Annotated in this window: 19 protein-coding genes and 1 riboswitch; of the genes, 2 read left to right on the top strand and 17 right to left on the bottom strand. The window is 67.0% G+C overall.

Features of this window, described 5'->3' with window-relative positions; translation table 11 throughout:
- Positions 1-39: 39 nt before the first annotated feature.
- Together metH and AC1D3B_RS15165 are read right to left on the bottom strand one after the other, a co-directional pair.
- Positions 40-2,790, bottom strand: a complete 2,751-nt coding sequence (gene metH / locus AC1D3B_RS15170; protein WP_478191488.1) for a methionine synthase — start codon at positions 2,788-2,790, stop codon at positions 40-42.
- Between the two features lie 23 nt (positions 2,791-2,813).
- Positions 2,814-2,909, bottom strand: a riboswitch (S-adenosyl-L-homocysteine riboswitch).
- Between the two features lie 8 nt (positions 2,910-2,917).
- Positions 2,918-3,355: a PACE efflux transporter gene (locus AC1D3B_RS15165; RefSeq protein WP_478191487.1), complete on the bottom strand. Its 438-nt coding sequence runs from the start codon at positions 3,353-3,355 to the stop codon at positions 2,918-2,920.
- A gap of 106 nt (positions 3,356-3,461) precedes the next feature.
- Here AC1D3B_RS15165 and AC1D3B_RS15160 point away from each other — a divergent pair, with 106 nt between their 5' ends.
- Entirely contained in the window at positions 3,462-4,349 is an 888-nt protein-coding gene (locus AC1D3B_RS15160; RefSeq protein WP_478191486.1) for a LysR family transcriptional regulator, read from the top strand.
- Between the two features lie 13 nt (positions 4,350-4,362).
- Here AC1D3B_RS15160 and AC1D3B_RS15155 read toward each other — a convergent pair whose 3' ends face one another.
- The 13 genes from AC1D3B_RS15155 to AC1D3B_RS15095 form a co-directional block, all read right to left on the bottom strand.
- Positions 4,363-5,115 carry an SH3 domain-containing protein gene (locus tag AC1D3B_RS15155; RefSeq protein WP_478191485.1) on the bottom strand — a complete coding sequence of 251 codons (753 nt, stop codon included), beginning with the start codon at positions 5,113-5,115 and terminating at the stop codon, positions 4,363-4,365.
- Positions 5,116-5,285: 170 nt separating this feature from the next.
- The gene (locus AC1D3B_RS15150; protein WP_478191484.1) at positions 5,286-6,332 is read right to left on the bottom strand and encodes a homocysteine S-methyltransferase family protein; all 1,047 of its coding nucleotides are present in this window, start codon (positions 6,330-6,332) and stop codon (positions 5,286-5,288) included.
- Between the two features lie 59 nt (positions 6,333-6,391).
- Complete coding sequence (locus AC1D3B_RS15145; protein WP_478191483.1) at positions 6,392-7,525, bottom strand: histidinol-phosphate transaminase; 1,134 nt, start codon at positions 7,523-7,525, stop codon at positions 6,392-6,394.
- 97 nt (positions 7,526-7,622) lie between these two features.
- Positions 7,623-8,441, bottom strand: a complete 819-nt coding sequence (gene hutG, locus AC1D3B_RS15140) for an N-formylglutamate deformylase (protein ID WP_478191482.1) — start codon at positions 8,439-8,441, stop codon at positions 7,623-7,625.
- A 5-nt stretch (positions 8,442-8,446) separates the two neighbouring features.
- On the bottom strand, positions 8,447-9,835 hold the full coding sequence (locus AC1D3B_RS15135) for a formimidoylglutamate deiminase (protein ID WP_478191481.1): 1,389 nt from the start codon (positions 9,833-9,835) through the stop codon (positions 8,447-8,449).
- A 12-nt stretch (positions 9,836-9,847) separates the two neighbouring features.
- A complete protein-coding gene (gene hutI, locus AC1D3B_RS15130) occupies positions 9,848-11,092 on the bottom strand; it encodes an imidazolonepropionase (protein ID WP_478191480.1) in 1,245 nt (414 codons plus the stop codon).
- On the bottom strand, positions 11,089-11,676 hold the full coding sequence (locus AC1D3B_RS15125) for a HutD/Ves family protein (RefSeq protein ID WP_478191479.1): 588 nt from the start codon (positions 11,674-11,676) through the stop codon (positions 11,089-11,091). The genes hutI and AC1D3B_RS15125 overlap by 4 nt, the downstream gene beginning before the upstream one ends.
- Before the next feature lie 26 nt (positions 11,677-11,702).
- Positions 11,703-13,421 carry a urocanate hydratase gene (hutU, locus tag AC1D3B_RS15120; protein WP_478191478.1) on the bottom strand — a complete coding sequence of 573 codons (1,719 nt, stop codon included), beginning with the start codon at positions 13,419-13,421 and terminating at the stop codon, positions 11,703-11,705.
- A 38-nt stretch (positions 13,422-13,459) separates the two neighbouring features.
- Positions 13,460-15,013: a histidine ammonia-lyase gene (hutH, locus tag AC1D3B_RS15115; protein WP_478191477.1), complete on the bottom strand. Its 1,554-nt coding sequence runs from the start codon at positions 15,011-15,013 to the stop codon at positions 13,460-13,462.
- Between the two features lie 64 nt (positions 15,014-15,077).
- Complete coding sequence (gene hutC, locus AC1D3B_RS15110; RefSeq protein WP_478191603.1) at positions 15,078-15,794, bottom strand: histidine utilization repressor; 717 nt, start codon at positions 15,792-15,794, stop codon at positions 15,078-15,080.
- 124 nt (positions 15,795-15,918) lie between these two features.
- Positions 15,919-16,698 (bottom strand): ABC transporter ATP-binding protein, encoded by a 780-nt coding sequence (locus AC1D3B_RS15105; RefSeq protein ID WP_478191476.1) that lies wholly within the window; start codon positions 16,696-16,698, stop codon positions 15,919-15,921.
- Positions 16,698-17,540, bottom strand: a complete 843-nt coding sequence (locus AC1D3B_RS15100; RefSeq protein WP_478191602.1) for an ABC transporter permease — start codon at positions 17,538-17,540, stop codon at positions 16,698-16,700. The genes AC1D3B_RS15105 and AC1D3B_RS15100 overlap by 1 nt, the downstream gene beginning before the upstream one ends.
- A 27-nt stretch (positions 17,541-17,567) precedes the next feature.
- A complete protein-coding gene (locus AC1D3B_RS15095) occupies positions 17,568-18,533 on the bottom strand; it encodes an ABC transporter substrate-binding protein (RefSeq protein WP_478191475.1) in 966 nt (321 codons plus the stop codon).
- 383 nt (positions 18,534-18,916) lie between these two features.
- Between AC1D3B_RS15095 and recQ the strand changes: the two genes are divergently transcribed.
- Positions 18,917-20,797, top strand: a complete 1,881-nt coding sequence (recQ, locus tag AC1D3B_RS15090; RefSeq protein ID WP_478191474.1) for a DNA helicase RecQ — start codon at positions 18,917-18,919, stop codon at positions 20,795-20,797.
- A gap of 10 nt (positions 20,798-20,807) precedes the next feature.
- Here the strand turns inward: recQ and AC1D3B_RS15085 are convergent, their stop codons facing one another.
- Positions 20,808-22,361 (bottom strand): S41 family peptidase, encoded by a 1,554-nt coding sequence (locus tag AC1D3B_RS15085; protein ID WP_478191473.1) that lies wholly within the window; start codon positions 22,359-22,361, stop codon positions 20,808-20,810.
- 52 nt (positions 22,362-22,413) lie between these two features.
- Positions 22,414-24,735, bottom strand: coding sequence for an ATP-binding protein (locus tag AC1D3B_RS15080; protein WP_478191472.1), 2,322 nt, complete (start codon positions 24,733-24,735; stop codon positions 22,414-22,416).
- Positions 24,736-24,851: the final 116 nt, after the last annotated feature.

Below are 24,851 nucleotides of genomic sequence, written 5' to 3'. Positions count from 1 at the left end.
GTTCCCCCGCGCCGGCCATGGTGGCACCGGCTGCCCGTGTCAAAGATTCGGTGCCAGCAGCCGCTCGAGATCCGATTCGCTTTCGTGGCGTCGCGCGGCCTGATCCTGCAACTGGTCGTGCCCGATCTTGCCGACGTTGAAGTACGTCGCGTCGGGATGGCTCAGGTAGAAGCCGCTGACGCTGGCGGCCGGCATCATAGCGAGGCTTTCCGTCAGGGTCATGCCGATGTCCGCACAGTTCAGGAGGTCGAACATCGGGCGCTTCACGCTGTGGTCCGGGCAGGCGGGGTAGCCGGGCGCGGGGCGGATGCCGCGGTACTTCTCGCCGATCATGTCCTCGTTGCTGAGCGTCTCGTCGGAGGCATAACCCCAGAGGTCGGTGCGCACGCGATGGTGCAAGGCCTCGGCGAAGGCCTCCGCCAGCCGGTCGGCCAGCGCCTTGAGCATGATGGCCGAGTAGTCGTCGAGGTCGTCGACGAAGTACTTCTCCTTCTTCTCGACGCCCAGGCCCGCGGTGACGGCGAACATGCCGACGTAGTCCTTCAGACCGCTCTCGCGCGGCGCGACGAAGTCGGCGAGGCAGCGGCTGGGCCGCATCACGCCCTCGATCACCTGCTTCTCGGTCTGCTGGCGCATGCCGTACCAGGTGAGCGCGGGCTCGGTGCGCGATTCGTCCGTGTAGAGCACGATGTCATCGTCGTTGACAGTGTTGGCCGGCCAGAAGCCGATCACGCCGCTCGCCGAGAGCCAGCGGCCTTCGATGAGCCGCTTGAGCATGCGCTGGCCGTCGGCATACACGCGCACGGCCTCGGTGCCCACGATCTCGTCCTTCAGGATTGCGGGGAATGGCCCGGCCAGGTCCCAGGTCTGGAAGAACGGGCCCCAGTCGATGTACTTGGCGAGTTCGGTCAGGTCGAAGTTGCGGAACACCCGCCGGCCGATGAACTTGGGCACCGGCGGCAGGTAGCTCGACCAGTCGACCGGCGTCTTGTTGGCGCGCGCCTTCGCGAGCGGCCACAGCGGCACCTGCTTCTTGTTGGCGTGCTGGTGGCGCACCTTGTCGTAGTCGGCGTTGATCTCGTTGATGTAGCTCGTCGCCTGTTCAGACAGCAGCGACTGCGCCACGCTCACGCTGCGCGAGGCGTCGGGCACGTAGACCACCGGCCCTTCGTAGTGCGGTGCGATCTTGACTGCCGTGTGCACGCGGCTGGTGGTAGCGCCGCCGATCAGCAGCGGGATCTTCCTGATGCGGAAGTGATCGTCCTTCTGCATCTCGCCCGCGACGTATTGCATCTCTTCGAGGCTCGGCGTGATGAGGCCCGAGAGCCCCACGATGTCCGCGCCCTCGACCTTGGCACGCGCCAGGATCTCGTGGCAGGGGACCATCACGCCCATGTTCACCACCTCGAAGTTGTTGCACTGGAGCACGACGGTGACGATGTTCTTGCCGATGTCGTGCACGTCGCCCTTGACGGTGGCGATGATGATCTTGCCCTTGGTCCGCACATCGCGGCCGGCGGCCTCGTCCTGGCGCTTTTCTTCCTCGATGTAGGGGATGAGGTGGGCCACCGCCGACTTCATCACGCGCGCCGACTTCACCACCTGCGGCAGGAACATCTTGCCCTGGCCGAACAGGTCGCCCACGATGTTCATGCCGTCCATCAGCGGGCCTTCGATCACGTGCAGCGGCCGGCCGTCCTTGGCGAGGATCTGCTGGTAGGCCTCCTCGGTGTCCTCGACGATGAAGTCGGTGATGCCGTGCACCATCGCGTGCGACAGCCGCTGGTTCACATGCACCGGGTGCTCCGGCGTGCCGCGCCATTCGAGCTTCTTGCTCTCGTCCTTGGCGCCGCTCTTCGCGGTCTCGGCCACTTCGACGAGGCGCTCGCCGGCATCGGGACGACGATTCAGCACCACGTCTTCGACACGCTCGCGAAGCTCGGGTTCGAGGTCGTCATAGACGCCGACCATGCCGGCGTTGACGATGCCCATGTCCATGCCCGCCTTGATAGCGTGGTACAGGAACACCGTATGGATCGCCTCGCGTACCGGGTCGTTGCCGCGGAAGCTGAAGCTCACATTCGACACGCCGCCCGACACCTTCGCGCCCGGCAGGTTCTCCTTGATCCAGCGCGTGGCATTGATGAAGTCGACCGCGTAGTTGTTGTGCTCCTCGATGCCGGTGGCGATCGCGAAGATGTTCGGGTCGAAGATGATGTCCTCGGGCGGGAAGTCGATCTCGTCGACCAGGATGCGGTAGGCGCGCTTGCAGATCTCGATCTTGCGTTCGTAGGTGTCGGCCTGGCCCTTCTCGTCGAAGGCCATGACCACCGCCGCCGCGCCGTAGCGACGCAGCAGACGGGCGTGGTGGCGGAACTGGTCCTCGCCCTCCTTCATGCTGATCGAGTTCACGATGCCCTTGCCCTGGATGCACCGCAGGCCGGCCTCGATCACTTCCCACTTCGAGCTGTCGACCATGATCGGCACGCGCGCGATGTCGGGCTCGCTGGCGATCAGGTTCAGGAAGCGGACCATCGCGGCCTTGCTGTCGAGCATGGCCTCATCCATGTTGATGTCGATCACCTGCGCGCCGTTCTCGACCTGCTGGCGCGCGACGGCGAGGGCCTCCTCGAACTGCCCGTTGAGGATCATCCGCGCAAAGGCCTTGGAGCCTGTGACGTTCGTGCGCTCGCCGATGTTGACGAACAGCGCGCCCTCGCCGATCTGCACCGGCTCGAGGCCGGACAGCTTCATGGGGGGAACGAGGACTGGAGAGGAATCGGAGGACATGGGCTCACCTGCAAGACATGGAACTCAGGCGAGCGTCGTTGCAATCCAATGGCTGGAAGCCCAAGCCTGACGCGGCCGCCTCGAGGGAAGACGGCGGCGCTGCAACGCTCCTTGGGAGCCGCGGATTTTACGCCGGCTGGGCTGCGCCGGCAGCCGATGCCGGCAGGCCGAAGAGCATGTCGAAGGCCCAGTTGAAGACGAAGGTGTAGATCAGGAAGAAGACGACCAGGCCCAGGTCCATCACCAGCGCTTCCCACAGGCTGACATCCAGCCACCAGGCGAAGACCGGCACGAGGAAGGCAACCAGGCCGCCCTCGAACCCGATGGCGTGGGCGATCCGCCGCTTCAGGCTCCGGCCGCGCACCGCCTGCCGGGATTCCCAGCGCTCGAACAGGGCGTTGAAGCTCAGGTTCCAGAGCACCGCGATGGCCGAGGCGATGACGGCCAGCACGCCCGAATGGCCCAATCCCTGACCCGACATCAGCGCCACCCCGGCGCTTGCCGCGACGATGGCGATGCCTTCGTAGAGCGTGATGTAGACGACGCGGCGCTTGAGCCCTTGCATGAATTCGATCCCGTGCTGGTTGGTGACAGGATGGACTTTATGTGTGCCCGTCTGATATATAAAGTCATCTTCTATCAATTTCACTGACAGATCGGGAGATCGTGCGATGAGCTTCTCCAGCGACAACGTCGAAGTGTTCCTCGCCGTGATCGATCACGGGTCGTTCTCGGCTGCCGCGCGGGCGCTGGGCCGGGTCCCGTCCGCCGTGAGCATGGCGATCGCGAACCTCGAGGCCGAGCTCGACCTGCAGCTCTTCGACCGCAGCGGCCGCGAACCGCAGCCAACCGCCGCTGCGCGGTCGCTGGAACCCCAGGCGCGATTGCTCGCGGCGCAGCTCAAGCAGCTCCAGGTGCAGGCGCTCGCGCTCACGCAGGGGCTCGAAAACCGGCTCACCCTCGCCATCGCCCCCGAACTTCTCGCCGCGCCCTGGAGCGGACCGCTGGCCGCGCTGGCGCGGGAGTACCCGTCGCTGGAAGTGGAAGTGCTCGCGGCGCCGCAGGCCGACGCGCTGGCGCTGCTGCACAGCGGACGCGCCCAGCTCGCCCTGGTGTTCGAGCGCCCCAGCCTCGACGGGCGAGAAGCCTTCCAGGAAGTGGCCAGCGACACGATGGTGGCCGTGATGGCGCCCGACCATCCCGTGCTCGCCGCAGCCGGCGGCCGGCTGCGGGAAGTGCATCTGACGACCACGCGGCAGATCGTCGTTGCCGGACGCGATCTCGCGACCAGTGATCCGCGCTTCGTCTACGCGCGTCACGTCTGGCGCACCGACAACGCGCTCGCGGCGCTGAGCCTGATCACGGCCGGACTCGGATGGGGCTGGCTGCCGCGCAACTTCGCACGGCCACACGTGGCGGCAGGCGCGCTGGTCGAGATCCCGTTCGAGAACCTGTCGAACGGGATCGACCTGTGGGTCGACGTGGTGTGGTCGCGCGAACGGCCCCTGGGCCTGGGCGCCCAGCGCTTCGTCGCGCTGATCGCCCGCAAGAAGGACTGAGCAGGGTCAGCGGCTATTGGCCGCGTCCGCCGCCCTGGCCACCGCCGTGACCACCGCCATGGCCTCCTCCTCCGTGCCCACCGCCACCGTGGCCCCCTCCGTGGCCCCCACCATGACCACCACCTCCTCCTCCTCCGCCCTGCCCGGGCGGCGGGCCGGGAGGCCGGGGCCCACCTCCGTGAATCGGACGAACAACCGGGGGCGGTGGCGGACGGAAGCCGGGTGATGGAGGTGGGCGGAAGCCCGGTGCAGGAGGCGGCCTGAAGCCCGGCGGATGCGGCGAATAACCCGGCCACGGATTGGGACGCCAGCCCGGGACGGGCGGTGGCGGCGGGCGCCAGCCTGGACCCGGAGGCGGCGGTGGACGCCCGCCCCACCAGCGCGGCTGGCCATACCAGGGGCGGTCACGGTAATAGCTGCCCCAGTAGCTGCCGATCGCAAACGTCACGAGCGGAACGCCAATGACCGCGCCATAGGTCGCCAGCGGAACACGCTGGTCCTGGTAGGCGTAGTCGAGGCTCGCCGCATAGGACCAGCCGCGGAGGCCATCGGGCAGCACCACGTCGCACCAGCCATAGCCGCTGGTGCAGCCCATCACCTGCAGCGGTTGTCCGGGCGACAATGAGGCGACGAGCGGATAGTTGTCGCCGGGGCCGGCTCTCAAGTTGACACCTCCCCGAGTGAAAGCTTGCTGGGCCGTGGCAGCCAATGGAAGCGCCAGGGCGATGGTGCCGATGCCGATCCATCGCCGGGTCAATGTGTGCATGTCGTTTTTCCTTTGCTGGTCAGGGTAGGTGGCCCGCCGAGCTGTTGTCAATCGGCCACGGCCTACGCTGACAACGGCACATCAGGCCGGCACGTGCACCGACTCAACGTTTGGAGAGCTTCTTCATCCCGGCTTCACATGCGCCGGGACTTCGACGCGGTGCGAGGCGCTCAGGCCGCTTCGCTGTAGAAGGCGGCGCGATGAAGAGTGCGGCCCGCAATCGGAGCGACCGCCTGCCCGATGGCACTGATGTGTTCAGGCGTCGTGCCGCAGCAACCGCCGACGATGTTGACCAGCCCCTCGGCCGCGAACTCGTGCAGCAGGCGCGAGGTCACGTCAGGCGTTTCATCGAAGCCCGTTTCGCTCATCGGATTGGGCAGGCCGGCGTTGGGGTAGCAGCTGATGAAGGTGTCGTCCGCCACGCGCGCCAGTTCCTGGATGTAGGGCCGCATCAGCGCGGCGCCGAGCGCGCAGTTGAGGCCGATGGCCAGTGGCTGCGCGTGCCGCACGCTGTGCCAGAACGCCGTGACGGTCTGGCCGCTGAGGATGCGGCCCGAAGCGTCGGTGACGGTGCCGCTGATGATGAGGGGCAGGCGCTCGCCGCTGGCTTCGAAATACTCGTCGACCGCGAACAGCGCGGCCTTCGCATTGAGCGTGTCGAAGATCGTCTCGACCAGGATCACGTCGGCGCCGCCTTGGACCAGCGCCTCGACCTGCTCGTAGTAGGACGCGCGCAGTTCCTCGAAGCTCACGTTCCGCGCGCCAGGGTCGTTCACGTCGGGGCTGATGCTCGCCGTCTTGGGCGTCGGGCCGAGGGCGCCAGCGACGAAGCGCGGCTTGTCCGGCGTGCTGAACTTGTCGCAGGCGGCGCGCGCGAGCTTGGCGGATTCGAGGTTCATCTCGCGCGCGAGATCGGCCATCCTGTAGTCTTCCTGCGCGATCCGGGTCGCGCCGAAGGTGTTGGTCTCGATCAGGTCGGCGCCGGCGGCCAGGTAGCTTTCATGGATGTCGCGGATCACGTCGGGCCGGGTCAGCGAGAGAAGTTCGTTGTTGCCCTTGACGTCGCGTGGGAAGTCCTTGAACCGCTCACCGCGGTACTGCTCTTCCGTCAGCTTGAAGCGCTGGATCATCGTGCCCATCGCGCCGTCGAGGATGGCGATGCGTTGGGCGAGGATGGCGGGCAGTTGCTGCGCGCGGGTGTAGGCGATGGGCTTCATGCGCCCGATTGTAGAAAGCGCCTCCCGTCCCGCCGCGGCGGCGGGTCTTGTCGGCGCCCCTACGCCTGCGATACGCCGATCTCGCCCAGCGCGCGAAGGAAGCGCGCGTTGTCGTCCGCGGAGCCGATCGACACGCGAATGAAGCTCTCGAAGCCTGCTTCCTTCCACGGCTTGACGATGATGCCCCGCGCCAGGAGCGCCTCATTCACCGGCCCGTTGGGCCGCCCCAGGTCGATGAACAGGAAGTTGGCCGCCGACGGCGCGATGCGCAGTCCGGGCAGCGCCAGCGCGTGCAGTTGTTCGACGAGCGCTTCGCGCAGCTTCACCGTCTCCGCGACCGTCTGCGTCATGAAGATCTCGTCGCCCCATGCGGCCAGCGCAGCGGCCTGCGCAGGCTCGTTGACATTGAAGGGCGTGCGCACCCGGTCGAGCCATTGGATCAGCGAGGCGTCCGATGCGATGCCGTAGCCGACGCGCAGACCCGCCAGCCCCCAGGCTTTCGAGAAGGTACGCAGCACGATCCACGGACGCTGCTGGGCACGCAGCACCGCCAGCGCATCGGGAAAGCTGCGTTCACGCTGCGCGTATTCGTAGTAAGCCTCATCGATCACCAGCAGCGTCCCGGCTGGCGTCGCGTCGACCAGTCGAGTAAACGCTTGCGCATCGAACATGCACCCCACGGGGTTGGAAGGATTTGCCAGCATCGCGATCTTCGGTCCGCGTGCCAGCGCCTCGCACCAGGCTTCGAGATCGAATTCGAGCGCGGGCGTGAGCGCCAGCAACTCGACCTGCGCACCCATCATCCGCGGATAGATCTCGTGCAGGCCGAAGGCGGGTCGCTGCGTGAGCACGCGGTCGCCGGGCGAGAGAAAGGCCTGGCAAAGCATCTGCAGGATGGACTCGGAGCCGTTGCCGATGATGATCTGCTCCGTGCTCGCGCCGGTCCGTTCGGCAATGGCGCCCCGCAATGCAGTGCAATTCGCATCCGGGTACGTGCCCACGCGCAGCGCCAGTCCTGCCAGCGCACGCGCGACCGCGGGGCTCGCGCCGAACGGGTTCTCGTTGCTCGCGAGGCGTGCGATCCGGTCGACGCCGTAGCGCGAACGCACGGCCTCCGACGACAGGCCCGCGTTGTAGGCTGGAAGCGCGGGCACCTCGGGGCGCACGAGATCGCGAATGGCGGCAGCGTTCATGGATCGAAAACCTTCCCGGGGTTCGGCAGTTGATGAGGATCTGGCGCGCCCGACGGACGCGCGCGGAGGGGGCAGTTCGCCCGCGATCGGGGCGCGCTCAGCTGCGACGCGCTTCGACGAAATCGAGCACCGTGGCGAGCAGGCGCTTCACATGCGGTTGCACGCGGGCCGCAACCTCGGGCAGATAGTCGAAGGGCAATGCCTCCTGCATGTAGCTGCACTGCGTCATCTCGAGCTGCACCGCGTGCACGCCCTGCGCAGGCTGGCCATGATGGCGCGTGATGTAGCCGCCGGTGAAGCGCCCGTTGAGCACGCTCGTAAAACTGGTCGCCTCCCTGGCGACACCCAGCAGCGCCTGCGCAAGCGCCGGATCGCAGCTGGCGCCCTGGGCGGTGCCCAGGTTCAGGTCGGGCAGCTTGCCCTCGAAGAAGCGCGGCAACACCGATCGGATCGAATGCGCATCCCACAGCGCGGCGATGCCGTGCTGCGCCTTGATGCGCGCGAGTTCGTCGGCCAACTGCCGGTGATAGGGTTGCCAGATCGCTTCGCGGCGCGCCGCGATCTCGGCATCGTCAGGCACATCGCCTGCGGGATAGAGGGGCGTGTCGTCGAAGGTATCGACCGGGCACAGGCCGGTGACGCTCTGCCCCGGGTACAGGCTCGCACCATCGGGCGGACGGTTGAGGTCGACCACGTAGCGCGAATGCGTCGCGACAAGTACCGACGCACCCAGTTCGTCGGCGAAGTCGTACAGGCGCTCCAGGTGCCAGTCGGTGTCGGGCACGCGGCGTGCCTCGTCGCTGAGGCGCGCCGCGAGCTGCGGCGGCACGTGGGTGCCGACGTGCGGCATCGAGATCAGCAACGGACGCGTGCCGCGACGGAAGCGGAACGGAGGTTCGGTGGTGGTGAAAGGCATGGGGCTCAATCCTTGGCGAGAAGTTGGCTGCGCGCGGCCACGAAGGCCGCTGCGGCTTCGTCGTGCAAAACATGGCGTGCGGCGGTGACCTGCGACCGGCCGGCGACCCATGCGGCGTCGATGGCGGACGTTCGATGGCTCGCGAACACGTGCGACGAAAGCATTTCCGGCGCGGCAAGGCCCTGCAACGCCACATGCGCCGCGTCGAGCACGACGAAGTCGGCCTGCTGGCCTGCCGCGAGTCCGCCAACGGCGCGGCCCGCGGCCTGTGCACCGCCCTGCACCGCTGAAAGCGTCAGCGCGGTCGCGACTTCGCGATGCGCGGCGTCGGCGCCCACGTTGCGCTGCCGGGTCGAGAGGCGCTGGCCGTATTCCAGCATCAGCAGTTCTTCCGCGGCATTGACGCAGGCGTGGCTGTCGGAACCGATGCCCCACCGTCCGCCGGCCGCGCGCCATGCGTTGAAATCGAAGATGCCGTCGCCGAGGTTGGCTTCGGTTGTCGGGCAAAGCCCCGCGACGGCACCCGTCGCGGCCGCGCGGCGGTACTCGTCCGGATCCATGTGGGTTGCGTGCACGAGGCACCAGCGCGCATCGACTGGCGCGTGGTCGAGCAGCCAGGCCACCGGGCGCTGACCGCTCCATGCCACGCAGGCATCGACTTCGCCGGTCTGTTCGGCGATGTGGATGTGGATCGGTGCGGTCGCATCGATCGCGTCCAGTCCCACAATCACATCGCGAAGGCCTTCGGGGGGAACTGCGCGCAGGGAATGCGGCGCGAGGCCGAGTCGGGCACCCTGCTCCTGGCACAGCGGATGCAGCCGCTCCAGCAGGCGCAGCATCGATTCGGTGGAACGAATGAAGCGTCGCTGGCCCTCGCTGGGCGGCAGTGCGCCGAATCCGCTGGTCTGGTAGAGCACCGGCAGCAGCGTGAGCCCGATGCCGGCGCGTCGCGCGGCGCGCATCAGCGCAAGTGCGAGCGTGGCGTCATCCGCGTAAGGCTTTCCGTCGGCATCGTGATGCAGGTAGTGGAATTCGCACACCGAGGTGTAGCCGGCTTCGAGCATCTCGATGTAGAGCCAAGTGGCGATCGCTTCGACCTGCTCCGGCGAGATCTTCGCGGCGAAGCGGTACATCAGCGTGCGCCAGCTCCAGAAGCTGTCCTGCGCAGCGCCGCGGAATTCGGTCAGGCCGCCGAAGGCGCGCTGAAAGGCGTGCGAATGGAGGTTGGGCATGCCGGGCAGCACCGGTCCCGATGCGCGTGGCGTGTTGCCGCCGGGCGCGGAGTCCGGCGTGACGGCCGACAGTTCGCCGGCGGCATTCCATTCAAGCAGGACATTGCGCGCCCAACCCTTGGGCAGCAGCGCGTCGGCAGCGAAGAGAGAGGTCGATGACATGTCTTTCCCGACTCAGCGTTGCGACACGGACGCGATCCGGCCTTGCCGGACGATCGTGCGCGCGGGCTGCTGGCCGAACCAGTACGCCAGTTCCGCACTCTCGCGAAGCTGCCACAGCACGAAGTTGGCAGGCCGGCCGGCCGCCAGCGCGCCGTGCGTGTCCTGCAGTCCGAGCGCACGCGCTGCATGACGGGTCACGCCGGCCAGCGCCTCGGGCACCGTCAGGCGGAACAAGGTGCAGGCCATGTTGACCATCAGCAGCAGGCTCAGCGCGGGCGAGGTACCGGGGTTGTGATCGGTGGACACCGCCATCGGAACCCCGGCAGCACGCAGCGCCTCGATCGGCGGAAGGTGTGTGTCGCGCAGCGTGTAGTAGGCGCCCGGCAGCAGCACCGCCACCGTGCCGGCCTCGCGCATCGCGGCAATGCCTTCGGCGGAGAGATGCTCGATGTGATCGCAGGACAGCGCACCGTAGCGTGCCGCCAGCGCGGCGCCCCCCATGTCCGAGAGCTGCTCGGCATGCAGCTTGACCGGCAGGCCCAGCGCCTTGGCGGCCTGGAATACGCGCTCGGTCTCGGCCAGCGAGAAGGCGATGCGTTCGCAGAAGACGTCCACCGCGTCCACCAATCCTTCGGCTGCCAGCGCTGGCAGCATCTCGTTGCAGACGAGATCGATGTAGTCGCCACTGCGGCCCGCGTATTCGGGTGGTAGTGCATGTGCGCCGAGGAAGGTGGTGCGCACCGTGACGTCATGCGTCTCGCCCAGCCGACGCGCCACGCGCAACTGCTTGCGCTCGTGTTCGAGCGCAAGGCCGTAGCCCGACTTGATCTCGATGGCGCACACGCCGTCGGCGAGCAACTGTTCGAGGCGCTGCGCAGCTTGTGCGTAGAGCGTGTCTTCGTCGGCTTCGCGCGTGGCCCGCACCGAAGAGACGATGCCGCCGCCTGCTTTCGCAACCTCTTCGTAGGTCGCACCGGCGAGCCGCATCGCGAACTCGTTGGCGCGTTGTCCGCCATAGACCAGGTGCGTGTGGCAATCGATCAGGCCCGGCGTGACGAGCGCATCGCGGCCATCGAATCGCGGCAGCGCGGCGAAATCACCGGGCAAGTCGGCGCTGGCGCCGATCCACGCGATCTTTCCGGCGGCAACGACGATGGCCGCTTCTGCGTCGACCGTCTTCTCGTCGGCGAGCGTACCGGGGGCGATCCGCAGATGTTCCCAGACGCCGTCGGCTGAGGGAAGTTCGGAATGGGTCATGGTGCTCCGTCGCTGGAAGTTGTCGTGGGTTCGAGCCGCACCGCGACGAGTGCGGCATCGGCGTCGCCCGATATGGCGTGCCACGCCTGAAGTTCGCCGTCCCACCAGAGGCCGGCGCCCGGCTCGCAAACGATGCCGTTCAGTTGCCACTGCCCGCGCAGCGCCAGTAGAAGTCCGCGATCGACTGGCGCGATGGGCTCGCTCTCCCGCAACACCCGGACGTCCGCACGCAGCCGGCCTCGGCGCGACATCACGTTGAAGTCCGTCGATGTGCCACCAAGCAGTTCGCAATCCAGCGCCACGTCGCCGCTGAAGGCGAACGGCACATGCGGGACTTCGAGCCGATGGTCGAGATGCCCATCCGGCGCGCGAAGATGCACGCCCGCCCCATCCAGCAGCATGATCACGCGATCCACGCCGGCGAAGGCCGAGAACGGCCCGGGCTTGTCGATGGTCGCGATGCTCACGCGCCAGTCGAAGCCCTCCATGCCGGCACCGGGCGGGGAGCAGACGATCTCGCGCGTCACGCCGCCGCCGTTCTTCCACGGAGCCGCGGACAGCGAGGCGATGTCGAAGCGATGCACTGTCACTCTCCGTCGCCCGGCGCTGCTTACTTGATCATGGGCAGGTTCAGGCCCTGCTTCTTCGCGGTCTCGACGGCGATGTCGTAGCCGGCATCGGCATGGCGCATCACGCCCGTGGCCGGGTCGTTCCACAGCACGCGCTCGACGCGCTTGGCGGCGGCGTCGGTGCCGTCGCAGACGATCACCACGCCGGAGTGCTGCGAGTAGCCCATGCCCACGCCACCACCATGATGCAGGCTGACCCAGGTCGCGCCGCCCGCCGTGTTGAGCAGCGCATTGAGCAGCGGCCAGTCGGAGACGGCATCGGAGCCGTCCTTCATGGATTCGGTCTCGCGGTTGGGGCTGGCGACCGAGCCGGTGTCCAGGTGGTCGCGGCCGATCACGATCGGGCCCTTCAACTCGCCGTTCTTCACCATCTCGTTGAACGCGAGGCCGGCCTTGTGGCGCTCGCCCAGGCCTAGCCAGCAGATGCGCGCGGGCAGGCCCTGGAAGGCGATGCGTTCGCGCGCCATGTCGAGCCAGCGATGCGTGTGCTTGTTCTCGGGGAACAGTTCCTTGATCTTGGCGTCGGTCTTGTAGATGTCTTCCGGATCGCCCGAGAGCGCCACCCAGCGGAACGGGCCCTTGCCTTCGCAGAACAGCGGACGGATGTAGGCCGGCACGAAACCGGGGAAGTCGAAGGCGTTCTTCACGCCTTCGTCGAGCGCGACCTGGCGGATGTTGTTGCCGTAGTCGACGGTTGGAATGCCCATCGCCTGGAAGTCGAGCATGGCCTGCACGTGCACCGCGCAGGACTTGGCGGCCGCCTTGCGCAGCGTGGGGTGCTGCGTCGCGTCGGCCTTCGCGGCCTCCCACTGGGCGAGCGTCCAGCCGATCGGCAGGTAGCCGCTGGCGAGGTCGTGCGCGGAGGTCTGGTCGGTCACGAGGTCGGGCTTGATGCCGCCGGCCTTGGCGCGCTTCACCAGCTCGGGCAGGATCTCGGCCGCATTGCCGAGCAGGCCGATCGACACGGCTTCCTTGGCGGCCGTGTGCTGCTTGATCAGCGCGATCGCGTCGTCGATGTCCTTTGCCTGCTTGTCGAGGTAGCGCGTGCGCAGGCGGAAGTCGATGCTGGCCTGCTGGCATTCGATGTTGAGCGACACGGCGCCGGCGAGCGTGGCCGCCAGCGGCTGCGCGCCGCCCATGCCGCCGAGGCCGGCGGTCAGGATCCACTTGCCCGAGAGGTCGTCGTTGTAGTGCTGGCGACCGGCTTCGACGAAGGTCTCGAAGGTGCCTTGCACGATGCCCTGGCTGCCGATGTAGATCCAGCTGCCAGCAGTCATTTGGCCGTACATCATCAGGCCCTTGCGGTCGAGCTCGCTGAAGTGCTCCCAGGTGGCCCACTTCGGCACGAGGTTCGAGTTGGCGAGCAGCACGCGCGGTGCGTTCTCATGGGTCTTGAATACGCCCACTGGCTTGCCGGACTGGATCAGCAGGGTCTCGTCGTCGTTGAGTTCCTTGAGCGAGGCGAGGATCTGGTCGAAGCAGGCCCAGTCGCGCGCCGCACGGCCGATGCCGCCGTAGACCACGAGGTCCTGCGGACGCTCCGCGACTTCGGGGTCGAGGTTGTTCTGCAGCATGCGGAACGGCGCCTCGGTGAGCCAGCTCTTGCAAGTCAGCGTATTGCCGCGAGGCGAACGGATCACGCGGCTCGCGTCATGGCGGGGATCTGCCTTGGCGGCGAGGAATTTGTCGGGTGCGTTCATGGCGAGTGTCCTTTCGATGACGGAACTTGATCGTTGATTCAGGCGTGGCTGGGGAGGATGGACTGCACGGCGTCGGGCCACTGGCTCTGGCGCGCCCAGGTGCGCATGGCTTCGATGCACGGTGCGAAGAAGATGTCCTGGTCGATGAACGGGACACGCTCGCGAATGGCTGTGAACTCCGACTCAAGGGTCGGCGAGCTCTTGGGCCCACGTTTGAGTTCGATGCCTTGTACTGCGGCCATGGCTTCGATGCCGACGACTACGGCCGTGTTCTCGACCATGTCGGCGAGGCGGCGGCCCGCGAAGGTCGCCATCGACACATGGTCTTCCTGGTTCGCAGAAGTCGGCAGGCTGTCGACGCTCGCGGGATGCGCGAGCGACTTGTTTTCCGAGGCCAGCGCCGCGGCCGTGACCTGCGCGATCATGAAGCCGGAGTTGACGCCGCCGTCGCGCACCAGGAAAGGCGGCAGGCCCGACAGGCCACTGTCGAGCAGCAGCGCCATGCGGCGCTCGGAGATCGCGCCGATCTCGCTGATCGACAGCGCGATGATGTCGGCCGCGAACGCCACCGGCTCGGCGTGGAAGTTGCCGCCGGAGATCACGTCGCCGTTGTCGAAGACCAGCGGGTTGTCCGATGCGGCATTGGCTTCGGTGCGCAGCACACGTGCGGCATGGAAGAGATTGTCGAGGCAGGCGCCCATCACCTGCGGCACGCAGCGGATGGAGTACGGGTCCTGCACCCGTCCGCAGTCGGCGTGCGACGGCACGATCTCGCTGCCGTCGAGCAGTTCGCGCACCGCGCCGGCGACGGCCATCTGTCCCGGCTGCCCACGCGCCGCGTGGATGCGTGCATCGAAAGGCTTGATCGACCCCTGGATGGCTTCGAGCGACAACGCGCCCGCCATCAGGCCGGCTGCGAACACGTCCTCGGCGCCGAAGAGACCGGTCAGCGCGAGCGCCGTCGACACCTGCGTGCCGTTGAGCAATGCGAGACCTTCCTTGGGGCCGAGCACGAAGGGCGTCAGGCCGATGAGGCGCAGGGCCTCGGCACCACCGATCACTTCGCCCTGCGGCGTCGTAACTTCACCCTCGCCGATCAGCACGCAGGCCAGGTGCGCGAGCGGCGCCAGGTCACCCGATGCACCAACGGAACCCTTGGACGGAATGCGCGGCAACAGGCCCGCATTGCACAGGCCGAGCAGCGCATCGACGATCTCCGGCCGTACGCCGGAGTGGCCGCGCGCCAGGCTGACGGCCTTGGTCGCGAGCACCAGCCGCACGACGCCTGCGGCCAGCGGCTCGCCCGTGCCGGCGCTGTGCGACAGCACGAGGTTGCGTTGCAACTCGGCCAGGCGCTCGGTCGGGATGATGGTCTGCGCCAGCTTGCCGAAGCCGGTGTTGATGCCGTAGACCACATCGCCCGACTCGACGATCTTGCGGACCGTCGCTTGTGCGGCCAGGAGGCCTGCGCGCGCCGAAGGATCGAGCGTGAGCTGCACACCGCCGGCGTGCACGCGACGCAGTGCCGCCAGATCGACCTCGCCGGGTGTGAGCACGAGGGTTGCGGCGTCGGAGGGTGTGGTGTGGTTCATGGAGGGCTACCTGTCTATACAAGTGGTTGCGGCATGGGGCCGAAGCGGTACGGGCCGGCCTCGATCAGCCGAAGGAAGGGTTGCCGTCGGCGCGGAACCGGCTGCCAAGCCGGTAGCGAGACGCGGGATGCAGGCAGCGCACCATCGTCACCGGCGTGGTGCGCGTCCAGGTGCGGCGCGTGAGCAGCAGGCAGGGATCGGTCACCGGCATGCCGAGACGCTCCGCCTGCTCGGGCGTCGGCAGCACCGCATCGACCACGTGTTCGATCTGGTCGAAGGGCACGTTGCGCACCAGGTATTCGCTCGGCGGGATGGTCGAGAAATCCTGGTCGAGGAAGTTCGGCACCACGCGGGGATTGACGTAGCGGTCTTCGAGTTGAACCGGGATGTCGTTCTCCAGATGGAGACACACGGTGTGGAAGACCGACTCGCCGGGACGCAAGTCGAGCCATACCGCGACATCGGGCGATGCCGCGATGCGCTCCGCCACCAGGAACTCGCAGCGGTAGTCGTGGCCACGATCGCGGATCTCGCTCGCAATGTTGGCGATCTGCAGCAGCGTCGATTGCGGCTTGTCCTCGGCCACGAAGCTGCCCACTCCCGCGACCCGCACGATGCGGCCCTGTTCCACCAGCTCGCGCAATGCGCGATTGACCGTCATGCGCGCAACGCCGAACTGCGCGACCAGTTCGCTCTCCGACGGCAGGCGATGGCCCGCCGCCCAGGAGCCGTCCTGGATCTTGTGCGTGATGAAGGCCTTCACCTGCTCATATAGCGCCATCGCGGGCAGCGTCGAGTTGGCCGCCTCGCGCGCTTCCGCGCCCGCGGACTTGCGTGCGGTCTGGCGTGGCTCGGGCGCTTTGCGAAGGCTGGCTGCGGTCATGGGGTCTTTCGGGCGATGCGAATCAGTGTTCTGCGGCAGCCATGGACTCGGCGCGGATCTCTTCGGTGAGGCGTGCCTTGATCTCCATGAACTCGGGCGAGGTCTTGATCGTGTAGTGGCGTGGATGCGGGAAGTCGACCGCGATCTCGGTCTTGATGCGGCCGGGCCGCGCGCTGAACACGGCGACGCGGTTCGCCATGAAGATCGCCTCGTCGATGTCGTGCGTAACGAAGAGCACCGTCTTGCGGGCCGACTCCCAGATGCCGAGCAGCAGTTCCTGCATCAGCACGCGGGTCTGGTTGTCGAGCGCGCCGAAAGGCTCGTCCAGCAGAAGGATCTTCGGGTCGTTGGCCAGCGCACGTGCGATCGCTGTGCGCTGTTGCATGCCGCCCGAAAGCTGCTTGGGGAAGTGGTTCTCGAAGCCGCGCAGGCCGACCTTGGCGATGAAGAAGTCGCTGCGCTCCTTCTGCTCGGCCTCGCTCATGCCGCGCTCGCGCAGGCCGAAGCGGATGTTCTGTGCAATCGTGAGCCAGGGGAAGAGCGTGTAGCTCTGGAACACCACGCCGCGGTCGGCGCCCGGACCTTCGATGGTCTGGCCGTCGAGCAGCACACGGCCGTCGGTCGGATAGTCGAGTCCCGCGACGATGCGCAGCAGGGTGGACTTGCCGCAGCCCGAGGGGCCGAGGATGGTGACGAAGTCGTTCTCGCGCACTTCGAAGTCGATGGGCAGCAGCGCCTGCGTCTTCTGGCCGCGCGTGCCGGTGAAGGTGCGGGACACGCCGCGAACGGAAAGCTGGTTCATCAGATGGTGCTCCACGCAAACAGACGGCGGTTCAGGGCCTTGAAGGCGAAGTCGGAAATCAGCCCGATCACGCCGATGACGATGATCCCGAAGATGATCTGCCCGGTGTTCAGCAGTGCCTGGCTGTCCGTGATCATGTGGCCGATGCCGGAAGACGAGCCGATCAGCTCGGCGACGATGACGTAGGTCCAGGCCCAGCCCAGCACGAGGCGCAGCGTCTCGGCAATGCCCGGCGCGGCGCCCGGAATCAGCACCCGCATGACGATGCCGCGACTGTTCGCGCCCAAGGTGTAGGCGGCCTCGACCAGGTCGCGGCGTGCGCTGCCGACGGTGACGGCCACCATCAGCGTGACCTGGAACACCGAGCCGATGAAGATGACGAGCAGCTTCTGCGCCTCCCCGATGCCGGCCCACAGGATCAGCAGCGGAATGAAGGCCGAGGCCGGCAGGTAGCGGCAGAAGGAAACGAAGGGCTCGAAGAAGGCTTCGACGCTCTTCCACGTGCCCATCGCGATGCCCAGCGGCACCGCGATCAGGGTCGCGAGCACGAAGCCGCCGAACACGCGCCACACCGTCATGCCGATGTCGTGGATGAAGTTGTATTCGGTGAAGAGGAGCACGCCCTCCTTCAGCATCGTGATCGGGCTGGCCAGGAAGGTCGGCGACACGAAGCCGCCGAGCGTGAAAAAGGCCCAGACGACCACGAAGAGCACGAAGAAGCCCAGCCCGAGCAGCCAGCGCGCACGCGCGCTGACGGGTTCGAGTGGGGCCAGCGCGCGTTGCCGGCGCGGCGCCGCCGACGCGACCGGCCCGGCAGATGCCAATGGCTTGGGAGAGTTCATGACAGGCGTCGCGTCCATGGCGGTCTCTTACTTGATGTAGCTGATGTCGTAGGTGGCGGCCAGGTCGTCAGGCGCCTTGCGGATCACGCCCGACTCCAGCAGGATGACCTGCGCGTCCTTCATGAAAGGAACGATGTCGGTGGCGAAAAACTTCTGGTTGGCAGCCTTGTCCGACCAGCGCAGATAGGCCGAGGACTTGGCGAACTGCTCGCCCGTCTGCTTGACGGCGGCGCCCATGATCTCGTTCGACTTGGCCGGATCGGCCTTGATCATCTCGACGGCCTCGAAGTACGAATTGGCCAGCGCCTGCGCGGCCTTGGCGTTGGTCTTGAGCCAGGTGGGTGCGCAGCCTACCGTGTCCATCACCATCGGGTAGTCGAGGGTGGTGGCGAGGATCTTGCCGGCGGCGGGGTTGGCGCGCACGGTCGAGAGGTAGGGCTCGTAGGTCATCGCGGCGTCGTTCTGGCCGGAGACGAAGGCCTGGGCGGCGGGCTGCGGCTCGAGCGAGACCAGCTTGACGTCCTTCATGGTCAGGCCGTTCTTGTTGAGCATCCATGCCAGGCCGAAGTAGGGCGCGGTGCCCGGTGCGCTGACGCCGATCGCCTTGCCCTTGAGGTCGGCGAAGGTGTTGACGTCGTTGCGAACGGCCAGGCCGTCGGCGCCGTAGGACTTGTCCATCTGGAAGATCTGCACGATCGGCACGCCGTTGGCGTTCCAGGCCACATGCGTCTCGACCGTGGTGGCCGCGCACTGGATGGCGCCGGAAGCCAGCGCGAGGTGGCGGTCCTTCTGCGGGATCATGCGCAGTTCGACGTCCAGCCCGTTCTTCTTGAAGATGCCGGCCTTGTCGGCCAGCGTGAGCGGCGCGAAGCCGGTCCAGCCGGACATGCCGAGGGTGATCTTGGTTTCCTCGGCGTTGGCGCTCGCCGCCATGCCTGCGATGCACGCACCTGCCGCCATCAGCGAGGCGATTTTTCCGACCGTCATGACCATCAAGGTTCTCCTGTTGCGTTTCAAAAAGTTCGGCTCGCTGGGCCCGGAATGGGGGGCGGATTCCAGCAGGTCGCCGAGTTTCATTCGCTGCGATGCACCTGTATATACAGGTTAACCCGAAATTGCGATCCGGATCAAGTCCCGTCTTGCACTTGCTCAGTGCGCGAAAGCGGTTTCATGCACCAAAAGCTGTCTAGACAGGAAGTCGCAGCAGCGAACGAGAGCCACGTTCGCAAGGCGCATGCCAGTCCGCGAGGCGCGGCGCCGGGGAAGGCTGAGACAATCACGGCGCGCGGTCCGGGAGGACGCGTGCTGTTCGGAGCCCACCCGGGCTTCAGGTCCCCCGCCCCGCGGGCGCGAGCAGCTATCAAAACCATAGCATCTTGTCCGCCTTGCCACTTTCGTCACTTTCGCCCGAGCCGCAGCAGATCCTCCAGGAGGTCTTCGGCTACGCAGCCTTTCGCGGCCCCCAGGCGCCGATCGTCGACCACGTCACAGCGGGCGGCGACGCGCTGGTGCTGATGCCGACCGGCGGCGGCAAATCGCTGTGCTACCAGATCCCCGCCATCGCGCGCCAGCGTGCAGGCCGTGGCGTGACGGTGGTGGTGTCGCCGCTGATCGCGCTGATGCACGACCAGGTCGGCGCACTGCACGAGGCCGGCGTGAACGCGGCCTTCCTCAACTCCACGCTGGACTGGGAGCAGACGCAGGACGTCGAGCGCCGCATGCTGCGCGGCGAGATCACGCTGCTGTACGCGGCACCCGAACGCGTGACGACGCCGCGCTTCCTGTCGCAGCTCGATTCGCTCAACGAGCGCGGCAAGCTCTCGCTGTTCGCGATCGACGAAGCGCATTGCGTGAGCCAATGGGGCCACGATTTCCGGCCAGAGTACCGCGCGCTGACCGTGCTCCACGAGCGCTATGCCGGCGTGCCGCGCATCGCGCTCACCGCCACGGCCGACGCATTGACGCGCGCGGACATCGTCGAGCGGCTCCAGTTGGAAGAAGCACGCCAGTTCGTCTCCAGCTTCGACCGGCCGAACATCCGCTACACCATCGTCGAGAAGAAGGAAGCCACCACGCAACTGCTGCGCTTCATCGAGCGCGAGCACGAAGGCGACGCGGGCGTCGTCTATTGCCAGTCGCGCAAGCGGGTGGAAGACGTCGCGCAGACGCTCAGCGACGCGGGCATCAACGCCCTGCCCTATCACGCAGGGCTGGACGCCGCGCTGCGCCAGAAGCACCAGGACCGCTTCCTGCGCGAAGAAGGCATCGTCATGGTCGCGACCATCGCCTTCGGCATGGGCATCGACAAGCCCGACGTGCGCTTCGTCGGCCACCTCGACATGCCGAAGAACATCGAGGGCTACTACCAGGAAACCGGCCGTGCCGGCCGCGACGGCGCGCCTGCCGATGCCTGGATGGCCTACGGCCTGCAGGATGTGGTGAACCAGCGCCGCATGATCGACGAGAGCCCCGCCGGCGAGGAATTCAAGCAGGTGATGCGCGGCAAGCTCGACGCCCTGCTGTCGCTCGCCGAAGCCAGCGACTGCCGGCGCGTTCGGCTGCTCGGCTACTTTGGCGAGAAGAGCACGCCCTGCGGCAACTGCGACAACTGCCTGAACCCGCCGCAGGTGTGGGACGGCACCGATGCGGCGCGCAAGCTGCTGTCGACCATCTACCGTGTGCAGCAGCAAAGCGGCATCAGTTTCGGCGCCGGGCACATCATGGACATCCTGCGCGGCAAGGAGACCGAGAAGGTCAAGCAGTTCGGGCATGAACGCTTGAGCACCTTCGGCATCGGCAGCGAGTTCAGCGAGCCGCAGTTGCGTGGCGTGCTGCGCCAGCTGATCGCGACCGGCGCGTTGTCGGTCGATGCGCAGGCCTTCAATACGTTGCAACTGACCGACGGCTCGCGCGCGGTGCTGAAGGGCGAGGTCCAGGTGATGCTGCGCGAATCGGTGTCTTCGCCGGCGGAGCGCAAGCCGCGTCGGGAGAAGACAGCGCGCGGTGCGCCTTCACCCGCCGCTGCGTCACTCGACACGGCAGGCCAGGCTCGCTTTGCCGCACTCAAGGCCTGGCGCGGCGAAGTCGCACGCGAGCACAACCTGCCGGCCTATGTGATCTTCCACGACGCCACGCTGGCGGCCATCGCCGAGCGAGCGCCGGCCACGCTGGAAGATCTGCAAGGCATCAGCGGCATCGGCAGCAAGAAGCTGGAGGCCTACGGAGCGGACGTGCTCCGCGTCTGTTCCAGCTTCTGACCGACGGGCGCTAGGGGTGCGTGACGAGGCGGCTTTCGCGCATCGGCGATCTGACGAGATAGGGCGTGCCGCCCGTCTCTGCCTTGCTGCGCGCGACATCGAGCTTGTTGGACGACGGCGTCGGGCAGGCGCCGGTTTCCCTGAAGCTGAGCGCGGCAGCGAGGCGCGCTTCCGTCGGATCCCCCAGTGCGTGGCCGAAGTCGTCGGCCACTGCGCAGGTCGGAGTGAAGCCGTCACCATAGTCACCGAAGCCCTGCTGGTTGACGCCCTGGAACTGGATCGCGAAGTAGGTGGTGCCGCAGTTGTCCTGCGGGAAGAAGCCGTACGGTTTTCCGCAGGTCGCGCCGCCGATGAGGTTGACCGTCACGCCCACGCCTCGCAGGCTGTTGACGACCGACTCGCTGGCGGAGCACATGTCGGGGCCCGCGAGCACGGTGACGCGCGACAGGCCGAGTTGCGGCAGCGCCTGGCCCGCGGAGGTCGAAAATCCGCGCGTGGTCGCGTAGAAGGGCACGGTCGCCTGCGCGGGCGTGAATCCGAACGGGTTCTTGTTGTTGAACTGCAGGCGTTCGAACACGGTTCCCGTCGTTGCAGCGGGCGAGGCGATCATGAAGGCAAGCTCGCTCGCAATGTCGAGCAGGCCGCCGCCGTTGTAGCGCATGTCGATCACCAGGTCGACGATGCCCGCGCCCTTGAGTTGATCGACGGCCGCGATCAGTTGCGATTCCGCGGTGGCCATGTGGTCGTTGAAGAGCAGATAGCCCACCGGCCCGCCGGAGGTCGAAACCGTCTTCACGTTCTGGACCGGCGTGCGCGTGATCCGGGCGGCGGTCAACGTGACGCTGCGTTCGCCGCCATCGGGCGCCCGCAGCGTGAAGCTGTGCGCCTCGCCTTCGCGCGTCGGGGTGAGGCCCGCATTGAGCCCGGCGACATTCGAGCCGGCGGCGACGTCGATGCCGTCGATCGCAATGACCTGCGCGCCACGGTCGATCCCGGCCTGCGACGCCGGTGAAGCGGGTTCGGTGTAGGCGACGCGAATATCGCGCGGAGGCGCAGGGCTCAGGATGGCGGGCTCGAAGCCGTAGCCGACTTCGACGCCGCTTTGCGACAGGGCGCGGTAGGCCGCGGTATCGGAAGTGAAATGAAAGCGGTCCTTGGCGCGCCCGCTCGCCGTTGTCTTGGGCGTCTTCAGTGCCGAGAAGTAGTCGATGGGCGTCGTGTAGTCGGTGGGGTTGACGCTCGGCACGTCGTTGAACCACAGGTAGGTTTCATCGATCCATGCCCGGATCCAGCTCTTCTCGGTGGCCACCGACCCGGGCTTGTCCGGGAACGCGGCACCTGTGTCCGGATCGACGCCGAAGCGCGGCGCGGCGCATTGCCCCGCAACGCTCGACGACGGCACGATCGATGCATCGCTGGGCGCCGAGGGCGCCGCGGCCACGGGCAAGGCCACGCCGCCCCCACCACCTCCACCGCCGCCGCACGCGGCGAGCATTGCAACAACAGCCAGCGTGGCAGCGGCCGCGGCGCAGCGCGCCGGGCCCATGGTCCGGAAACCCCTCATCGATTGCTTTCCCTTGCGCGCACCGGCGTCCGGCGCCGCATGCGTGTTTGCCTTATTGGACGAAGCCGATGCCACGCGATTCGCGCACCTCGGGCTTGATCCGATGCTCGGCTTCCAGCTGGTCCAGGAACTCGCCGGCCGAGAACGAAACCGCAAGGATATCCGTCTGGCGCTTCACCGCCGCGAAATCGCCGGGACAAAGCTGCGGGAGCCTGGCCAGCCGGTGCCTGATCTCGCTCGTGAGGCGCAGCGCGTCGCCGTCGAGTGCCTCGGTGACGAACATGCGCTCGCGCTGGTCACCGGTGAGCGGCATGAACTTGATCTTGAAGGTGAAGCGGCGCAACGCCGCCTGGTCGATGCGGTCGAGCAGGTTGGTGGTGCACACGAAGATGCCGTCGAAGCGCTCCATGCCCTGCAGCATCTCGTTGACTTCGGTCACTTCGTAGGTGCGTTGTGCGCCGCGGCGGTCCTGCAGGAAGCTGTCGGCCTCGTCGAGCAGGAGGATCGCCTTCTCGGCTTCCGCCTCCTTGAACATCGCGGCCATGTTCTGTTCGGTCTCGCCCACGTACTTGCTCATCAGGTCGCTCGCCTGCTTGACGATCAGCGGTCGGCCGATCGTCTTGGCCATGTGTTCGGCGAGTGCCGTCTTGCCGGTGCCCGGCGCGCCGTAGAAGCACAGCGTGCCGTGGCCGCGCGCCTTGAGCGCCTCGACGATGCGCGGAATCTCGAAGCGGGTCTCGACGTTCAGCATGTCGAGGTCGTAGGTCGTGACGCTGCGGCGCGCGCCGAGGCTGTCGAGCGTGCCCAGCGCCAGGTCGGCATTCTTGAGCTGGCGCTCGATCAGTATCTCGACCGAGCTGCCTTCTGTCTTCGCCAGTTCGGCGAAGCGCACCGCCGTACGGATCTGCGCGGGCGTGAGGCCCTTGCGGCCCGCCAGCTTGGCGGTGAAGGCTTCAGACACAGAGACCCCTTCGAGCGTCTTGCGCACCAGTTGCTCGCGCGCACCGGGCGGCGGCGACTTGAGTTCGAGGTGGTAGGCGAAACGACGGCGGAACGCCGGGTCGATCTGCTCGATGCGGTTGGTGACCCACAGCGTCGGCACCGCATTCGATTCGAGGATCTGGTTGACCCAGGCCTTGCCGCTCACGCTGCCGGTGGTCGGCGAGGGGATCTGCTCGGCGCGCGCCATGATCTGCGCCGCCTCGGTACTGATCGGAGGGAAGACGTCCTCCACTTCGTCGAAGAGCAGCGCGGCCTGCTCGCTGCCCTTGAGGAACACCTGTGCGATCTGCAGCGAGCGATAGCGGTCGCGGCCCGACAGCGAATTGCCGTCGCGGTCCGCGTATTCGACTTCGAACAGTTCAAGGCCCGCGGCCTGCGCGACGACCTTGGCCAGTTCGGTCTTGCCGGTGCCCGGCGGGCCGTAGAGCAGCACGTTGACGCCCGGCTCCCTGCGCGCCACCGCCGCGCGCAACAGCGTGACGAGCATTTGCGCATCGTCCTCGACGAAGGAAAAGTCGTGCACCGACAGCGCGCTCTTGGCCGAAGGGCGGGTGAACACGGCCATGAGTTCGTTGCGGTCGCGGTATTCGCGCATCAGCACCGGGGGAAGCTTCTCGCTGACCTTCATGAGATCGGCGAGGTCGGTGATGTTGTGCTCCGAGATCAGGTTCTCGACCAGGCCGATGCGCTCCAGGCGCGAGCCCGCGCGCAGGGCCTCGCCCACCTCGCTTGCGTTGACGCCGGCCACTTCCGCGATGGCGGCATAGGCTTCGGGCGCGTTGTTGACCTTGAACTCGACCAGCAGCGAGCGCAGGTCACGCTGGTAGCGGGCGAGCGTTCCGTAGAGCAGGAGCGCGCGCTCGGCCTTGTTGAGTTGCAGCAAGCCGGCGAGCGCGTCGATGTTCTTCTCGACCAGGGTCGATTGCTTGCGCAGGGCATGGGTGAGCCAGTCGCGCGTGACCGACAGCACCGACAGCAGGTCCTTCGGCTGGTCCTTGGCGTATTCGTCCAGATAGAAGAACAGCGTGCCTTCCTCATAGGGCCCGCGCCAGACGCCGTGGCGCTCCAGCAGCGTGCGACCATCGAAGTCCTCGACGCCCTTCCAGATTTCGTTGCCGGCGCATCGTCGCCCGAGAAACTCGCGGAGCCGTTGCAACACGGGCAAGGGCCAGACGAGATGGCGGCCGGTGAGCGACAGCAGCCCGTTCAGGTCGCGGCGCACATTGAAGCGTGGCCCCTGCTTGGCCGCCAGGGTGAGCACGAAATGCGAGCACATGAGCTCGAGCACCGGCGCTTCCTTGAGTCCGGGCGATGGCAATGCATGGCCGCGGGAAGCCGCAGCCACGACATCGACGCCGGAACGCTTGACCATCGGGGAACCCCCATTGAGGTGAAACTGAATCTGAGCGCGACCATAGCGCAGAGTTTTGCCTTGTGGAAGCCTCGTGAAGGGTAACAGCGCCGAAGTTGCACTTCAGGCGCCACAAT

The organism is Variovorax sp. P5_A3, from assembly GCF_056400665.1.
This window is presented reverse-complemented; position numbering and strand designations above follow the sequence as displayed.

What these genes read in the sequence shown, in the direction of transcription:
- AC1D3B_RS15145 (WP_478191483.1), bottom strand. Translation starts at nt 7,525, where the DNA reads ATGAACGCTGCCGCCATTCGCGATCTCGTGCGCCCCGAGGTGCCCGCG.
- hutI (WP_478191480.1), bottom strand. Translation starts at nt 11,092, where the DNA reads ATGACCCATTCCGAACTTCCCTCAGCCGACGGCGTCTGGGAACATCTG.
- metH (WP_478191488.1), bottom strand. Translation starts at nt 2,790, where the DNA reads ATGTCCTCCGATTCCTCTCCAGTCCTCGTTCCCCCCATGAAGCTGTCC.
- AC1D3B_RS15095 (WP_478191475.1), bottom strand. Translation starts at nt 18,533, where the DNA reads ATGGTCATGACGGTCGGAAAAATCGCCTCGCTGATGGCGGCAGGTGCG.
- AC1D3B_RS15160 (WP_478191486.1), top strand. Translation starts at nt 3,462, where the DNA reads ATGAGCTTCTCCAGCGACAACGTCGAAGTGTTCCTCGCCGTGATCGAT.
- AC1D3B_RS15165 (WP_478191487.1), bottom strand. Translation starts at nt 3,355, where the DNA reads ATGCAAGGGCTCAAGCGCCGCGTCGTCTACATCACGCTCTACGAAGGC.
- AC1D3B_RS15085 (WP_478191473.1), bottom strand. Translation starts at nt 22,361, where the DNA reads ATGAGGGGTTTCCGGACCATGGGCCCGGCGCGCTGCGCCGCGGCCGCT.
- AC1D3B_RS15135 (WP_478191481.1), bottom strand. Translation starts at nt 9,835, where the DNA reads ATGTCATCGACCTCTCTCTTCGCTGCCGACGCGCTGCTGCCCAAGGGT.
- hutU (WP_478191478.1), bottom strand. Translation starts at nt 13,421, where the DNA reads ATGAACGCACCCGACAAATTCCTCGCCGCCAAGGCAGATCCCCGCCAT.
- hutH (WP_478191477.1), bottom strand. Translation starts at nt 15,013, where the DNA reads ATGAACCACACCACACCCTCCGACGCCGCAACCCTCGTGCTCACACCC.
- hutC (WP_478191603.1), bottom strand. Translation starts at nt 15,794, where the DNA reads ATGGCGCTATATGAGCAGGTGAAGGCCTTCATCACGCACAAGATCCAG.
- AC1D3B_RS15150 (WP_478191484.1), bottom strand. Translation starts at nt 6,332, where the DNA reads ATGAAGCCCATCGCCTACACCCGCGCGCAGCAACTGCCCGCCATCCTC.
- AC1D3B_RS15155 (WP_478191485.1), bottom strand. Translation starts at nt 5,115, where the DNA reads ATGCACACATTGACCCGGCGATGGATCGGCATCGGCACCATCGCCCTG.
- AC1D3B_RS15105 (WP_478191476.1), bottom strand. Translation starts at nt 16,698, where the DNA reads ATGAACCAGCTTTCCGTTCGCGGCGTGTCCCGCACCTTCACCGGCACG.
- AC1D3B_RS15100 (WP_478191602.1), bottom strand. Translation starts at nt 17,540, where the DNA reads ATGAACTCTCCCAAGCCATTGGCATCTGCCGGGCCGGTCGCGTCGGCG.
- hutG (WP_478191482.1), bottom strand. Translation starts at nt 8,441, where the DNA reads ATGCCTTTCACCACCACCGAACCTCCGTTCCGCTTCCGTCGCGGCACG.
- AC1D3B_RS15080 (WP_478191472.1), bottom strand. Translation starts at nt 24,735, where the DNA reads ATGGTCAAGCGTTCCGGCGTCGATGTCGTGGCTGCGGCTTCCCGCGGC.